Below are 13,774 nucleotides of genomic sequence, written 5' to 3' on the forward strand. Positions count from 1 at the left end.
AAGAACGCCGAGCGAGACAGCCGGGCATCGTCTGCGGGCGCGGAGGCAGGCCTGGGCCGCGTCGATCCAGCCACGCGATGCCATCGCTTCGGAACGGGTCATCCCGGCCCCGCGAACGCGAAGAGATCCAGCTGCCTCGCATGCGTCGGCGATGATCGCCGCGTGGTCCGTCGCGGCGCCGGGGATGTGACGGCGGGCAACGCCACGGACCCTCGGCCATGAAGCACGGCACCGACGATCTGGCATCCGTCGCCACGATGATAGACGTAGGCCCGGAAGGGGCCCGAACCGAAGATCTCCTGCACGAGCGCCTCGTCGCCCTGCAGGACGTCGAGCGCTCGAAGAAGGCAGGCGAGGCCGAGCGCCGGCGTGCGGGACGTGCGGAACTCGAAGCTCTGCCCGGCCCAGGTGCTGCGCTGCGCCCCGGCCGAGGTCGTCCGGAAGGGGTTGATGCTCGGCTGCGTCGCCGGATCGAGGAGGAAGCCGGCGATCGCCTCACGGTCCGCGATGTGCGCACAGGCGCGAAGCGAGGCCGCGAGTTGACGTTGGGTGACCGGCACGGATCCTCCTCTCGGGCTCGCGCTGAGGATGCATCAGGTTCGCACCGGCTCGGCTGTTCCGGAAGCAAACCCATCCGGGTCTGCTCGATCGGGGAAAGATCCGGAAGCGGCGGCGCACCGCTTCCGATCCGAACACACTGCTTTCTTGGAGTGGCGGACGGGATCAGGCAGCGAAGCGGATGCGGTCGCACCCCGCCGGCCGCCCTACTCCATCACGGCGGCCTTCATGATCACCACCATCACGGCCTTTGCCGGCTCCGTGCCGAGGCAGCGCACCGTGTGCGGCCGGTCGCAGCGGTAGCGCAGGGTCTCGCCGGCGCGGGCGCGCTGGACGGTGCCCGCGACCTCGACCTCCATCAGGCCGGACGTCACCGTGAGCGATTCGACCGACCCCCGCTGGTGCGGGTCGGAATCGAGCTGTCCGCCCGGATCGGCGCTGACGTCGTACCATTGCAGCCACTCGACCGTCTTGATCCAACCGATGATGGCCAGGCGCACCTTGCCGTCGTCCGAGACGAGGATCGGCGTGTCGGCCCGAGAGGTCTTCTCGATGAAGGGTTCCTCGTCGCTGGTGGCGAGCACCCGCTCGATCGACACGTCGAGGGCCTGGCTCAGGCGCCAGATCGTGGCGAGCGTCGGATTGGTCTCGTTGCGCTCGATCTGGCTGATGATCGATTTCGCCACCCCGGATTGCTCCGCGAGTTCGGACAGCGAGAGGTTATAGGCCTTGCGCAGGCGCTGGATCGTCTTTCCGAGTTGGCCGGAGAGCACCTGCGCTCCGGTGAGAATTTCGCGCTGCCGTCCGCGTTCGGACGTCGTCACCTGGTCTTCCATCGTCCCTGACTTCCGCGCATCCGTTCCATGAACCGGACGCTTGTACGTTACTTCAAACGCAAACGGCGGGTCGGCGCAAGGCGCGGTCAGGCCCAGAGGGCATGGAAATGATGCACCGGGCCGTGTCCATGGCCCACCGGTACGCTGTCCGCGCGGGCGATCGCGGCGGAGACGTAGCGCTTGGCCTGGGCCACGGCCTCGACCAGGGGCAGACCGTGCGCGAGCCCCGCCGCGACGGCCGAAGACAGGGTGCAGCCCGTCCCGTGCGTGTTGCGGGTCTCGATGCGGGGCGCCGCGAAGCGACGCAGCCGGCCATCGGCCTCCATCAGGTGGTCGACGCTCTCGCGTCCGGCCGCATGGCCGCCCTTCACCAGCACGGCGCGAGCGCCCCGGGCGAGGAGGCGGCGGCCCTGTGCTACGGCGTCGTTCTCGCTCACGGCGGCGGGCTCGTCGATCAGCGTGGCGATCTCGGGCAGGTTCGGGGTGACGAGGGCCGCCAGCGGCAGCAGGTGGCGGCGCAGGGCGTCCACCGCCGCCTCGGAGATCAGGCGGTCGCCCGAGGTGGCGACCATCACGGGGTCGAGCACGAACGGAATCGCGCCGGCATGGCGCGCCAGCCCCGCCGCCACCGCCTCGATGGTGGCGACCTGTGACAGCATCCCGATCTTCACGGCCGTGACGGCGAGGTCCGAAAACACGCTGTCGATCTGCGCCGCGACGAAATCGGCCGGCACGTCGTGGATCGCCTGGACCCCCCGCGTGTTCTGCGCCGTCAGGGCGGTGACGACGCTGGCGCCGTAGACCCTCAGCGCCGCGAAGGTCTTGAGGTCCGCCTGAATCCCCGCGCCCCCGCTGGAATCGGATCCCGCGATGGTGACCGCGATCGGTGTCATGACGTCGTCCCCAGAGCTTTTCGGCAGCTTAGGCCGATGCACCCCGCGCGGCGAGGGCGGAATCGACCCGGAAGCGCAGGTCGCGCGCGCGCGCCTCCACGGACTCGCCGGAGAACAGGGAGGAGATCACCGCGATGCCGTCCGCCCCCGCCCCGATCACCGCCGCCGCGTTGCTGGCGTCGATCCCCGCGATGGCCCCGAGGGGAAATGCGGCCCCGCGCGCGAGGCGGCCCCGGAAGACGATCCGGGCGAGGCCGTCGAGGCCCACCGGCGGATCGGGGTTGTCCTTGCTCGCGGTCGCGAACACGCCGCCGATGCAGGCATAGTCCACGGGCAGGCGGTAGAGTTCGTCGGCCTGGGGGCCGGCCTTGAGGGTCAGCCCGATGATCGCGTCGCGCCCGAGCAGGCGGCGCGCATCCGCCGGATGCAGGTCGCCCTGGCCGAGATGGACCCCCTCGACGCCGGCCGCGAGGGCGAGGTCGACCCGGTCGTTGACGAGGAGCGGCACGCCGCTGCCGGCCAGCGCCACGTGGATCGCCCGGATGCGGGTCAGGGCCGCGCGCGCGTTGTCGATGGATTTCTCGCGGTATTGCAGGAGCGTACAGCCGCCCCGGACGGCCTCGACCGCCATCGCGGCGAGTCTCGCGCCGTCATGGCCGGAGATTCCGGTGTCGAGCAGGCCGTAGAGTCGCAGGTCGACCCGCCGCCCTCCGGCTTTTCCTTCATCCCGTTCGATCACACCCTGCCTCACCCGGTTCATCCACGCGGCCATTCTAGAGCGTGCCGTCACGCTGTCATCAGGCGTTGGCCCCCTCGGAGCGGGAGAGACGGGCGAGCACCGGCGCGACGGCCCGTGCCGAGGCCGCGCAGCGGAGCCCGGGATCCTTGCCGGTCCCCGTGGCGTTGCGTCCTCGACCCGCCGAGGAGCCCCGAGACCCGATGGATCTGACCCCGAAGCAGAAGATGCTGTCCGGCGCGCATTACCATCCCGACGATCCGGAACTGCACGCCGACCACCACAGCGCCAAGCTCTGGATGCAGCGCTACAATGCGTCCCTGACCGAGCCCCCTTCGGTCCGCCGCGAACTCCTGCGCGAGCGCTTGGCCGCCGTCGGCGAGGGCGCAGTGGTGCGCCCGCCCTTCCACTGCGATTACGGGCTGCACATCAGCCTCGGCGCGCACGTCTTCCTCAATTTCGGCTGCGTCATCCTGGATTGCGCGCCCGTGAGCATCGGCGACCGGACGCAGATCGGCCCCGGCGTCCAGATCCTCACCCCCGACCATCCCCGGGAGCCCGGTCCCCGCGAGGCCGGCCTCGAATTCGCCCGCGCGATCCGGATCGGACGCAACGTCTGGATCGGGGGCGGCGCCCTGATCCTGCCCGGCGTGACGGTCGGCGACGATGCCATCGTCGGCGCCGGCGCCGTCGTCACCCGCGACGTGCCGGCCGGCGCGACCGTGGCGGGCAACCCGGCGCGCATCCTGCCGCGGCGCGCGGGCGGGACATCCCCCGTGGCGTGACGCGTTATTACACGTTCATCGCGGGCGCCCGATATGCCATGACCCGCTAGGCAACGCGCAGGCGTCCCACGGGACGCGGGGCGTCCGGCGGGTTGGTGAGCGGCGCGCGGGCGGCATGGATATCGGGCGGGGATCGGACGGCGTGACCACGGTGGAGGAGACTCAGCGGAGCCGGGAGGGGAGCCTCCCCAACCCGTCCGCCGTCGGGCTCGTCGCCGTGATCGTCGCGGCCACCGACGGCGAGCCGCGCGCCCTCACCGTTCAGGTCGGCGGCCAGGCCCGGGGCCGCTCGGACGGGTTGCCGGCGGGCCCGCTGGTGCCCGAGCACCCCACCCTGGAGCGGGGCCTGCGCGCCTGGGTCGAGCGCCAGACCCACCAGCGCCTCGGCTACGTCGAACAGCTCTACACCTTCGGCGACCGCGACCGGCAGGGCGACGATGCCGGCGGGCTGCACTCGCTCTCGGTGGCCTACCTCGCCCTCGTGCGCGAGGTCCGCCCGGCGGGGCTCGCGGAAGCCTCCTGGCGCAACTGGTACCGCTTCCTGCCGTGGGAGGACTGGCGGGCGGGACGGCCCGAATCGCTCGGCGAGATCGAGGCGCAACTCCTCGCCTGGGCGGAGGGCGCCGGCGACCCGAAGCTGCGGCGCCGCCGCGAGGACCGCCTCGGCCTGACCTTCGGCCTTTGTGGCGGAGCCTGGAACGAGGAGCGTGTGCTCGAGCGCTACGAATTGCTGTTCGAGGCCGGCCTGATCCCCGAGGCGCAGGGGCAGGCCGGTGCGGCCGGGGACGCCGACCTGCGGATCACGGGCCAGCCCATGGCCCTCGACCACCGCCGCGTGCTCGCCACCGCGATCGGGCGCCTGCGCGGCAAGATCAAGTACCGCCCCGTGGTGTTCGAACTGATGCCGCCGACCTTCACGCTGTTCCAGCTCCAGCGCACCGTGGAGGCGCTCTCGGGCACCAACCTGCACAAGCAGAACTTCCGGCGGCTGGTGGCCCAGCAGGGGCTCGTGGAGGAGACGGACGGCGTCACCAGCGGTGCCACCGGACGCCCGGCCCGCCTCGTGCGATTCCGCCGCGAAGTCCTGCTCGAACGCCCGGCCCCGGGCTTCCGCCTGCGACCGCAGCGCCGGCCCGCCTGAAGCGACGGTCCCGCCCTGACATTTGCGCTGCAGCGTCATTCTCGCATCGCAAAAACGTTATGCTCAAAGGCTGCATATCTGGACAAGGCGGTACGGCGCGCCTACGTTAGTCGGCGCAATGCTCAGATTGAGCATAAGTAAGGACGCGTCAATGGCGGCGACCAGTCACCCGAACGGCATCATGGTCCAGGGCTTTCCCGGTGGCCTGCCCCTGCCGCACATCTACGCGCGGGTCAGCCGCCACGTGCCCGCGATCGAGTGGCCGGCGCTCGCCGACGACGTCGCGGCGATCCTCGAGCTCAAGAAGACGCGCAACGCCGTCATCCTGGCGCACAATTACCAGGCGCCCGAGATCTTCCACACGGTCGCGGACATCGTCGGCGACAGCCTGGCGCTCGCCCGCGAGGCCGTGACGGTGGATGCCGACGTGATCGTCCTCGCCGGCGTGCACTTCATGGCCGAGACCGCCAAGCTGCTGAACCCGGCCAAGACGGTGCTGATCCCCGACATGCGGGCCGGCTGCTCGCTCGCCGATTCGATCACCGCCGCCGACGTGCGGGGCCTGCGCGCGAAATATCCCGGCGTGCCGATCGTGACCTACGTCAACACCTCGGCCGCCGTGAAGGCGGAGTCGGACCTCTGCTGCACCTCGGGCAACGCTGTCGAGGTGGTGCGCTCCCTGAACGCGCCGCGCGTGCTCATGATCCCCGACGAATTCCTGGCCCAGAACGTCCAGGCCATGGTGCCCGAGGTCGAGATCCTGACCTGGGCCGGGCATTGCGAGGTGCACGAGCAGTTCACCCCCGCCGACATCCGCGAGGTCCGCGAGAGCTATCCGGGCGTCACCGTCATCACGCACCCGGAATGCCCGCCCGAGGTGGTCGCCGAGGCGGATTTCTCCGGCTCCACCGCGATGATGATGAACTTCGTCCTGGAGAAGCGCCCCAAGCAGGTCGTGCTCGTGACCGAGTGCTCCATGGGCGACAACATCGCGGCGGCCAATCCCGACATCGAGTTCATCAAGCCCTGCAACCTGTGCCCGCACATGAAGCGCATGAGCCTCAAGAACATCCGCCACGCCCTCGAGACCATGACCCACGAGGTCACGGTGGAGCCGGAGCTCGCCGAGCGGGCCCGGATGGCGGTGGAGCGCATGCTGGCGGTGCGGGTCCGATGAACGCGCACGCACCCTTCTCCTTCGCGCGTCCCGACTCCGACCGCATCGTCGTGATCGGGGCCGGCATCGCCGGTCTCGCCACGGCCCTGCGGCTCGCGCCGCGCCCCGTCACCCTGGTCACCGCCGCCCCCCTCGGCATCGGGACCGCCACGGGCTGGGCGCAGGGCGGCATCGCCGCCGCCATCGGCGCGGACGACGACCCCGAACTGCACGCCGCCGACACCCTGGCGGCCGGCGCCGGGCTGACGGAGACCGATGTCGCCGCCCGCGTGGCCGCCGCCGGGCCCGGACTGATCGACTGGCTCGTGGGCTTCGCGGCACCCTTCGACCGCGATGAAGCGGGCGCCCTCGCCCTCGGGCTGGAGGCCGCGCATTCGCGCCGCCGCATCGTGCGGGCCGGCGGGGATTCCACGGGCCGCATCGTCCTCGAAACCCTGGTGCGGGCGGTCGGCCGCACGCCCTCCGTCACGGTGCTCGTGGCCGAGGCGCGCGACCTGATGCGGGACGCGCGCGGAGCCGTGGCGGGCGTGGTCTGCGCCCGCGACGGCGCGACCTTCGCCCTGCCGGCCCGCGCCGTGGTGCTCGCCACCGGCGGCGTCGGCGCGCTCTACGCCTCGACCACGAACCCGCGCGGGGCCACGGGTCGCGGCCTCGCCCTGGCGGCGCGGGCCGGCGCGACCCTGCGGGACATGGAGTTCGTGCAGTTCCACCCCACCGCCATCGCCTGCGGCGCGGATCCGATGCCGCTGGCCACCGAGGCCCTGCGCGGCGAGGGCGCGCGCCTGATCGACGGAACTGGCGCGCCGGTCATGGCCGGCATCACGGGGGGCGACCTCGCGCCCCGCGATGTCGTGGCCCGCGGCATCTTCCAGGCGCGTGCGCGCGGCGCGGAGGTGTACCTCGATTGCCGGGGCGCCCTCGGCGACCGCATGGCCACGCGCTTCCCCACCGTCGCGGGCCTCTGCGCGGCGGCGGGCATCGACCCGCGCCTCCAGGCCATCCCGGTCCGTCCGGCCGCGCATTATCACATGGGCGGCGTGATGGTGGATGCGGCGGGCGCCAGCACGGTGCCGGGCCTGTTCGCCTGCGGCGAGGTCGCCTCCACGGGCCTGCACGGGGCCAACCGTCTGGCCAGCAACTCGCTCCTCGAGGCGATGGCCTTCGCGCCCTGGATCGCCGAGGCGGTGGCCGCCCTGCCGGCCCCCGCCCTGCCCATCCAGCCGCACGCCTTCGCGGAACCGGCAGCGGACGCCCTCGATCTCGGCCTCCTGCGGGGCGTGATGGAGCGGCAGGTCGGCGTCGTGCGCGAGGCCGAGGGCCTCGCCGACGCGGTGCGCCACCTCGGTCCGGCGGCGCGGGCCGGCAGCGACGCGGCCCTGACCGGGCTGGCCATCGCGGCCTCCGCCCTGTCGCGGCGGGAAAGTCGCGGCGCCCATTGGCGCAGCGACCACCCGGCCCAGCAGCCGCCCCGGCACACCGAGGTGACCTGGGCGGAGTTGCGGGCGATGGCCGAGGCCGTCGAGCCCGGACGGGACGTCGTCGCGGCCTGATCCCGCGCGGCTCGATTCCGCGCGTCTCACCATTCTGAAAAAGGCAGCAGCCATGCCCGACCGCACCGACCTCGCCCCCCTGCCCCGCCTGATGCTGGAGCCGATCGTCCGGGCGGCGCTCCTGGAGGATCTCGGCCGGGCGGGCGACATCACCACGGACGCGATCGTACCGGCCTCAGCCCGCCTGGAGGGTGTCATCGCGGCGCGCCAGGACGGGGTGATCTCCGGCGTCGATACGGCGATCCTCGCCTTCGGCCTCATTGATCCGGCCGTGTCGGTCTCCGTCGAGCGCGGCGACGGCGCCCGCGTGGCGCCCGGCGACGTGGTGCTTCGCCTCTCGGGTCCGGCCCGCGCCATCCTCACCGCCGAGCGCGTCGCCCTGAACCTCCTGTGCCGGATGTCCGGGGTGGCCACCGCCACGGCGTCCCTGGTGGAGGCGGCCCGCCCGCACGGCAAGGCCCGCATCGTCTGTACCCGCAAGACCACCCCGGGCCTGCGCGCGCTGGAGAAGCACGCCGTGCGGGCCGGCGGCGGCTCGAACCACCGCTACGGCCTCGACGACGCGGTGCTCATCAAGGACAACCACGTGGCGGTGGCGGGCGGCATCGTCCCGGCCATCGAACGGGCCCGGGCCTATGCCGGCCACCTCGTCAAGATCGAGGTCGAGGTGGACACCCTGGAGCAGCTCGAACAGGCCCTGTCGGTGCGCGCCGACGCCGTGCTCCTCGACAACATGACCCCCGACCAGCTCGCCCGTGCGGTGGCGATGATCGACGGCCGGGCCATCGCCGAGGCCTCGGGGCGGATCAACCGCGAGACGGTGGGCGCCGTCGCGGCCTCCGGGGTGGACCTGATCTCCTGCGGTTGGATCACCCACTCCGCGCCGATCATCGACCTCGGCCTCGACGCGGTCTGAAGCGTTTTTCGGCGAAGACCGGGGACGCGAAGATCAGTTTCGCGCAAGCCACGGGGACCATGCGGGGTGCGGATCCCCGGCGGGCGGGTAGCCGCCGGGCCGGTACGGCGCCCGAGCGAAGCCCGGATCGGTCATTTCCGAGGCATCGAGCGAATCGGGGTCCGCCACGGTGTTGCCACGAAATCACGACGCCGGGGCAAGCGTCGCGGTGGCGTGGATAGAGCTTGGCTTTGAAGCGTGAGCGTTTACGTCTTGGGCAGACTTCGCACCGTAACGTGCGTCAAGTTTTCCAGATCGTTTCCGCAAGTTTCGTTCGCCTTCGAGAGGCTCCGATGCGCCGTTTCGCCCCCGCCCTGACCGGGCTCGTCTGCGCGCTGGGCGCGTGGGCGTCGCCCGCTGCCGCCTACGAGATCGACCCCCTCACCCGCCAGCCGTTGGACAACGCCCTGGTGATCCGGGTGCGCCCCCAGAACGAGCCGGTGGCCCTGCCGACCGCGAACGCCTCCCTGCCGGCCGACCCCATGACCCCGGCCTCCGCCGTGCCGCAGATGTCGGCGATCCAGCGCGAGGAAGTCGCCTTCGCGGGCGGGTATGCCCCCGGCACTATCGTGGTCTCCACCGCCGAGCGCCGCCTCTACTACGTGCTGGGTGACGGCAAGGCCCTGCGCTACGGCGTCGGCGTCGGTCGCCCGGGCTTCACCTGGGGCGGCGTGCAGACCATCACGATGAAGCGCGAATGGCCGGATTGGCGTCCCCCGGCCGAGATGCTCCGCCGCCGTCCCGACCTGCCGCGCTTCATGAAGGGTGGCATGGAGAACCCGCTCGGCGCCCGCGCCATGTATCTCGGCAACTCGATCTACCGCATCCACGGCTCCAACGAGCCGGAGACGATCGGCACCGCCGTGTCCTCGGGCTGCATCCGCATGACCAACGACGACGTGGCCGACCTCTACACCCGCGCCAAGGTCGGCGCGAAGGTCATCGTCCAGCGCTGAGCCGTCCCGAACCGAACGGATCCCAGGGGGGCCGGTGCTTGCACCGGCCCCTTTTCGCGTGGCGCTACTTCGAGACCGCGAAGAAGCGCGACAGCAGCCAGAGCGGCACCACCACCACGGCGCCGGCCAGGATCCAGCGGCCGAAATCGTGGAAGGTGTCGAGGCCGAGGTCGATCAGGGCCCGGACCGCATCGTAGGCGTGCCAGAACAGCAGGCCCGGCGTGACGCCCAGGGTCGCCATCACGGCGCCCACCAGCACCGACAGGAACAGGAGCTTCACGAACACGGCGGCCGGCGAGCCGCCGAGGAAGCGCCGCAGGGTCGAGCGGCGCTCGCGCTCCGGGAAGGGCGCGCCCGCATAGGGCTGGCCCGGATAGGGCGAGGGGCGGCGCGGATCGTGGTCGGCGGTCATGCGAGGGTTCCTGAGGACGCTCCGGCCGGTCTCCCGCCGGCTCCGGTACGGCCCCTGGGATCTCGGGTGCCGGACCGCCTTTCTCAACCCGGGGAAGCCGGCGGAAGCGTGGCGCCCACGACACAGGTTGTACGAAACCGGATCCGCCCTCGGGCGTTAGGCGGTTTCCCAGGTGGCACGGATGGCACCCTTCCGTGCACGGTCCCATTCTGTGAGAAGCGGCCCGCACCTGCGGGGCCAGCCAGTTGATGAAACGAACGGAATCATGATCGACCACGCCCTCTTCGATCCGGCGATGATCGATCCGGAGACCAAGCGCCTGAACGCCGAGGTCGTGGCCGCCCATGCCGCGCAGGCGGATCCGTGGTCGATCCCGATGACGGAGGTGCGCGCCCGCCGCCGCCAGGGCACGCAGGCCTCGCCGGCCATGCCGCGCAGCGCCCGGGCCGAGACCCTGACGATCGACGGTCCCGCCGGCCCCCTCGCCCTGCGGGTGATCCGCCCGAACCCGAAGAAGTGGGCGAAGCTGCGGGGCGCCTACCTGCACATCCATCGCGGCGGCTGGGTCTGGGGCTCGGCCGACGAGCAGGATCCGTGGCTGGAACGGATCGCCGATACCTGCGGCTTCGTCTGCCTCTCGGTGGAGTACCGGCTGGCGCCGGAGCACCCCTATCCCGCCGCCCTGGAGGATTGCGAGGCCGCCGCCCTCTGGCTCGCCGGCCCGGGCAAGGCCGAGTTCGGCGTCTCCGCGCTGACCATCGGCGGAGAATCGGCCGGGGCGCAGCTCGCCGTGATGGTGCTGCTGCGCCTGCGCGACCGGCACGCCCTGCCCCGCGCCTTCCGGGGCGCCAACCTGAACGCGGGCTTCTTCGACCTCGGCCTGACGCCGAGCGTGCGCAACTGGGGCGAGCAGCGCCTGGTGGTGAACACCGAAGACCTGACGCGCTTCGCCGACGTCTACGTGCGCGACGGCATCGACCGGCGCCGGCCGGACGTGTCGCCCCTCTACGCCGACCTGAAGGGGTTGCCGCCGGCCCTGTTCACGGTGGGCACGCACGATCCGCTCCTGGACGACACGCTCTACATGTCGGCCCGCTGGGCGGCGGCCGGCAATGGCGGTCACACCGCGATCTATCCGGGGGGGTGCCACATCTTCGTGCGCTACCCCGGCGCGATGACCGAGCGGGCGCTGGAACTCATCGACCGCTTCCTGATGGCCCTGGCCTGAGCAAGCCCGCGTCCGTGCTGCCGGAGCGCTTCGCGACCTGGTTCGCGTCGCGCGGCTGGTCACCCCGGCCGCACCAGCTCGAACTGCTCGACCTCGTGCGCGGCGGCCATTCGGCCCTGCTGGTGGCACCCACGGGCGCGGGCAAGACGCTGGCGGGCTTCCTGCCGAGCCTCACCGCCCTCGCCGGCCGGGCGCCCTCCCCGAAGGGCCGGGGCCTGCACACCCTCTACATCTCGCCCCTCAAGGCGCTGGCCGTCGATATCGCGCGCAACCTCGACGCGCCCATCGCCGAGATGGGGCTCGATATCCGGGTCGAGACGCGCACCGGCGACACCCCCTCGCACAAGCGCACTCGGCAGATCGCGCGTCCCCCCGACATCCTGCTGACCACGCCGGAGCAGTTGGCCCTGCTCATCGCGCACCGGGAGGCCGCCGATTTCTTCGCCACGCTCTCCTGCGTCGTCCTCGACGAACTGCACGCGCTGGTGACCTCGAAGCGCGGCGACCTCCTGTCCCTGGGTCTCGCGCGCCTGCACCGCCTCAGCCCCGGTCTGACCGCGATCGGCCTCTCCGCCACGGTGCGCGAGCCGGACGAATTGCGGCGTTACCTGGTGCCGCAGACGCCGATCCCTTCCCCCTCCGCAGAGGAGGGCGCGGGGCCGGCGGCGATGGCCGAGCTCGTCGTGGTGAAGGGCGGTGCCGCCCCCGACCTGCACATGCTCGAGACCGGCCACACCCTGCCGCTCGCCGGCCACACGGCCTGGCAGGCGATGCCGGCGATCTACGACCTGATCGGGCGGCACCGCACGGTGCTGGTCTTCGTCAACACCCGGCTCCAGGCCGAGTACACCTTCCAGGAACTCTGGCGCATCAACGAGGCGAACCACCCGATCGCCCTGCATCACGGGTCGCTGGACGCCTCGCAGCGCCGGCGGGTCGAGGCCGCCATGGCGGCGGGGCAGCTGCGCGCCATCGTCTGCACCGCGACCCTCGACCTCGGCATCGACTGGGGCGACGTCGACCTCGTCGTGAACATCGGCGCGCCGAAGGGGGCGAGCCGTATCATGCAGCGCATCGGCCGCGCCAACCACCGCATGGACGAGCCCTCCAAGGCCTATCTGGTGCCGGCCAACCGCTTCGAGATGCTCGAATGCCAGGCCGCCCTCGACGCCGTGGAGGCCGCCGCGCAGGATACGCCGGACGCCCGCCTCGGCGCCCCCGACGTGCTCGCCCAGCACGTCCTCGGCATAGCCTGCGCGGATGCGTTCGACCCGGTGCAGCTCTACGACGAGATCGTCTCGGCCGCCCCCTATGCCGGGCTGTCCTGGGAGGCGTTCGAGGCGGTGGTCGATTACGTGGCGACGGGGGGCTACGCCCTGCGAGCCTACGAGCGCTTCGCCAAGATCCTGCGCGGCGCGGACGGGCTCTGGCGGGTGCGCGACGCCCGCATCGCGCAGCAGTACCGGATGAACGTCGGCACCATCGTGGAATCCGCCAAGGTGAAGGTGCGCCTCGCGCGCGGGGTCCGCGGCAAGCCCGGGGCGATCCTGCCGAAGGGCGGCCGGGTGCTCGGCGAGATCGAGGAGGATTTCGCCGATACGCTGACGCCGGGCGACACCTTCCTGTTCGCCGGCGAGGTGCTGCGCTTCGAGGGTCTGTCCGAGGACGAGGCCCTGGCGACCCGCGCCGGGCCGGGCACCGACCCGGCCATCCCCTCCTATGCGGGTGCGAAGTTTCCGATCTCGACGTTCCTCGCCGCGCGGGTGCGGGCGCTCATCGCGGACCCCTTCGAGTGGGACCGCCTGCCCCGCCAGGTCTCCGACTACCTCCTGCAGCAGCGGACCCGCTCGGTGCTGCCGGGGGCTACCGGCCTGCTCGTCGAGACCTTTCCGCGCGCGGGGCGCTACTACCTGACGGCGTTTCCGTTCGAGGGGCGGCTCGCTCACCAGACCCTCGGCATGTTGCTGACCCGGCGCCTGGAGCGCGCCCGAATGCGGCCTCTGGGATTTGCCGCCAACGATTACGGCATCGCGATCTGGCTCACCCGCGACGTCAGCGCCCGCATCGGCGCGGAGCCGGACTTCCTGGAGGGATTGTTCGCCGAGGACATGCTCGGCGACGACCTCGAGGCCTGGCTCGACGAATCCGCCATGATGAAGCGCACCTTCCGGCAATGCGCGGTCATCGCCGGGCTGATCGAGCGGCGCTATCCGGGCCAGGCCAAGACCGGCCGCCAGGTCACGATCTCCACCGACCTCGTCTACGACGTGCTGCGCAAGCACCAGCCCGACCACCTCCTCCTGAAGGCCGCGCGCCAGGATGCGGCAACCGGACTCCTCGACGTGAAGCGCCTCGGTATGATGTTGAGGCGCATCCAGGGGCGAATCATCCACAAGGCGCTCGATCGCGTCTCGCCGCTCTCCGTGTCCGTCATGCTCGAGATCGGGCGCGAACGGGTCTATGGCGAGGGCGCGGACGAGATCCTGGCCGAAGCCGAGGCGCAGCTGCTCGAAGAAGCACTGGGCTGACACGCGGTGACGCGCCCCG

At 71.7% G+C, this 13,774-nt stretch carries 13 protein-coding genes; 8 read left to right on the forward strand and 5 right to left on the reverse strand.

The window, feature by feature from the left end; all coding sequences use genetic code 11:
• Positions 1–98 precede the first annotated feature (98 nt).
• From OF380_RS02010 to thiE, 4 genes are all read right to left on the reverse strand, one after another.
• The gene (locus OF380_RS02010; protein ID WP_264049127.1) at positions 99–560 is read right to left on the reverse strand and encodes a hypothetical protein; all 462 of its coding nucleotides are present in this window, start codon (positions 558–560) and stop codon (positions 99–101) included.
• Between the two features lie 204 nt (positions 561–764).
• Positions 765–1,394, reverse strand: coding sequence for a helix-turn-helix domain-containing protein (locus OF380_RS02015; RefSeq protein ID WP_264049128.1), 630 nt, complete (start codon positions 1,392–1,394; stop codon positions 765–767).
• Positions 1,395–1,480: 86 nt separating this feature from the next.
• The gene (gene thiD / locus OF380_RS02020; RefSeq protein WP_264049129.1) at positions 1,481–2,287 is read right to left on the reverse strand and encodes a bifunctional hydroxymethylpyrimidine kinase/phosphomethylpyrimidine kinase; all 807 of its coding nucleotides are present in this window, start codon (positions 2,285–2,287) and stop codon (positions 1,481–1,483) included.
• A 28-nt stretch (positions 2,288–2,315) separates the two neighbouring features.
• Positions 2,316–3,026 carry a thiamine phosphate synthase gene (gene thiE / locus OF380_RS02025; RefSeq protein ID WP_264049130.1) on the reverse strand — a complete coding sequence of 237 codons (711 nt, stop codon included), beginning with the start codon at positions 3,024–3,026 and terminating at the stop codon, positions 2,316–2,318.
• Between the two features lie 200 nt (positions 3,027–3,226).
• Between thiE and OF380_RS02030 the strand changes: the two genes are divergently transcribed.
• The 6 genes from OF380_RS02030 (at position 3,227) to OF380_RS02055 (ending at position 9,587) form a co-directional block, all read left to right on the forward strand.
• Complete coding sequence (locus tag OF380_RS02030; protein ID WP_264049131.1) at positions 3,227–3,808, forward strand: sugar O-acetyltransferase; 582 nt, start codon at positions 3,227–3,229, stop codon at positions 3,806–3,808.
• Positions 3,809–3,959: 151 nt separating this feature from the next.
• Entirely contained in the window at positions 3,960–4,949 is a 990-nt protein-coding gene (locus tag OF380_RS02035) for an NUDIX hydrolase (RefSeq protein ID WP_404810591.1), read from the forward strand.
• A gap of 151 nt (positions 4,950–5,100) precedes the next feature.
• A complete protein-coding gene (gene nadA, locus OF380_RS02040; RefSeq protein WP_264049133.1) occupies positions 5,101–6,126 on the forward strand; it encodes a quinolinate synthase NadA in 1,026 nt (341 codons plus the stop codon).
• Positions 6,123–7,676 carry an L-aspartate oxidase gene (locus OF380_RS02045; RefSeq protein ID WP_264049134.1) on the forward strand — a complete coding sequence of 518 codons (1,554 nt, stop codon included), beginning with the start codon at positions 6,123–6,125 and terminating at the stop codon, positions 7,674–7,676. Before nadA ends, OF380_RS02045 begins: the two co-directional genes overlap by 4 nt.
• Positions 7,677–7,728: 52 nt before the next feature.
• Positions 7,729–8,592 (forward strand): carboxylating nicotinate-nucleotide diphosphorylase, encoded by an 864-nt coding sequence (nadC, locus tag OF380_RS02050; protein WP_264049135.1) that lies wholly within the window; start codon positions 7,729–7,731, stop codon positions 8,590–8,592.
• 332 nt (positions 8,593–8,924) lie between these two features.
• A complete protein-coding gene (locus tag OF380_RS02055) occupies positions 8,925–9,587 on the forward strand; it encodes a L,D-transpeptidase (RefSeq protein ID WP_264049136.1) in 663 nt (220 codons plus the stop codon).
• A gap of 64 nt (positions 9,588–9,651) precedes the next feature.
• Here OF380_RS02055 and OF380_RS02060 read toward each other — a convergent pair whose 3' ends face one another.
• Positions 9,652–9,999 (reverse strand): DUF6460 domain-containing protein, encoded by a 348-nt coding sequence (locus tag OF380_RS02060; RefSeq protein ID WP_264049137.1) that lies wholly within the window; start codon positions 9,997–9,999, stop codon positions 9,652–9,654.
• 265 nt (positions 10,000–10,264) lie between these two features.
• On the opposite strand from OF380_RS02060, the gene OF380_RS02065 reads away from it, so the two are divergent.
• Entirely contained in the window at positions 10,265–11,227 is a 963-nt protein-coding gene (locus tag OF380_RS02065) for an alpha/beta hydrolase (protein ID WP_264049138.1), read from the forward strand.
• Between the two features lie 14 nt (positions 11,228–11,241).
• The gene (locus tag OF380_RS02070; RefSeq protein ID WP_264049139.1) at positions 11,242–13,755 is read left to right on the forward strand and encodes a ligase-associated DNA damage response DEXH box helicase; all 2,514 of its coding nucleotides are present in this window, start codon (positions 11,242–11,244) and stop codon (positions 13,753–13,755) included.
• The last annotated feature ends 19 nt before the right edge of the window (positions 13,756–13,774 follow it).

The sequence above is a fragment of the Methylobacterium sp. FF17 genome (assembly GCF_025813715.1).
Taxonomy (GTDB): domain Bacteria; phylum Pseudomonadota; class Alphaproteobacteria; order Rhizobiales; family Beijerinckiaceae; genus Methylobacterium; species Methylobacterium flocculans.